Origin of the sequence: Micromonospora sp. NRRL B-16802 (genome assembly GCF_001279555.1) — a bacterium.
GTDB classification, from domain to species: domain Bacteria; phylum Actinomycetota; class Actinomycetes; order Mycobacteriales; family Micromonosporaceae; genus Micromonospora; species Micromonospora profundi.
In genome coordinates this window covers 1-1,356 of the sequence record NZ_LGEB01000124.1, presented here as the reverse complement: position 1 = coordinate 1,356, position 1,356 = coordinate 1, and the positions used below count along the sequence as shown (strand labels likewise).

1 protein-coding gene and 1 pseudogene are annotated in these 1,356 nt (G+C 67.2%); both read right to left on the bottom strand.

The features are described 5' to 3' along the window. On the bottom strand, positions 1-771 hold a 771-nt coding region (locus tag ADK66_RS32520; RefSeq protein ID WP_231640246.1), incomplete at its 3' end, for an AMP-binding protein. A gap of 50 nt (positions 772-821) precedes the next feature. Next, positions 822-1,307 (bottom strand): annotated as a pseudogene (locus ADK66_RS32800) (AMP-binding protein); the annotation flags it as partial. Positions 1,308-1,356: the final 49 nt, after the last annotated feature.

The window sequence follows — 1,356 nt, the reverse complement described above, 5'->3', positions numbered from 1 at the left end:
CCCAGTCCGATACAACCGCGACCCCACCAACCCAAACGGATCCGGCACAAACCGATCCGCCGTCAACCCCGCAGCACCCCAATAACCCCGACCCACACCGACGCCGCCGAGATACAGCTCGCCAGGTACGCCGATCGGGACCACCGTGAGGTCCTCGTCGAGGACGTAGAGCCGCAGATTGGGGTGCGGGCCGCCGAGGGGCACCCGGGTCAACTCGGCCAGGGCGTCGGGGTCGCACCGCCAACTGGTGACGTCGACAGCCGCCTCGGCGGGCCCGTAGGTGTTGTGCAGTTCGCAGCCGGGCAGCGCCGCCAGGAACGCCCGCGCCACATCGACCGGCAACTCCTCGCCGCCGACGCCGACGGAGCGCAGCGAGGTGCACTGCTCGAGGCCCTCGGCGAGGAGCGCCGACAGCATCGTCGGAACGAAGTGGACCGTCGTCACCTGCTCGGCGATGATCAAATCACGGAGGTACGTGGGGTCGCGGTGGCCGCCAGGTCGGGCCACGACGATCCGCGCCCCGGCCGACAGTGCGGCGTAGACCTCTGCCGGTGAGACGTCGAAGCCGATCTCGGTCTTCTGGAGGACGACGCCGTCCGGGCCGAGGCGGTAGACCTCAGGCAGTACGTGTTGGGTGCGGTTGACGAGGCCGGCGTGGGTGACGACAGCACCCTTCGGACGGCCCGTCGAGCCCGACGTGTAAGGCCGGCGTGGGTGACGACAGCACCCTTCGGACGGCCCGTCGAGCCCGACGTGTAAATCACATAACACGCACTCTCCGGACCCACGACCGGCGGCACATCCTCAGCAGACTCACCAGCCCACAACCCCGGCCGATCAACCAACACCACCTCAGCCGACAACCCCGACAACCCCGCCACCAACACCGACGACGTCACCACCACCGACGCCCCCGCATCAGCAACCATCAAACCCAAACGCTCACCCGGATAACCCGGATCCAACGGCACATAAACACCCCCCGCCTTATGCACCGCCAGCATCGCCACCACCTGCTCAACCGAACGATGCAAACAAACACCCACCAACACCTCGGCACCCACACCCACCGAACCCAAATACCGAGCCAACCTGTTCGCCGCCGCATTCAACTCCGAATACGACAACGACACCCCACCACCAGAAACCGCAACCGACCCGCCAGCAGAAGCAGCCCGCGCCTCGAAGGCCGAGAACGCCACCCCCTCCACCGGCACCACAGAACCCACACCCACCCGCGACAACCACTCCGCCTCACCAGACGGCACACACACCACCCGCGAATCCCCACCCGGATCCGCAACCATCGACTCCAACACCACCCGGAACATCCCCGCCAACCGCACCAACCCCGCC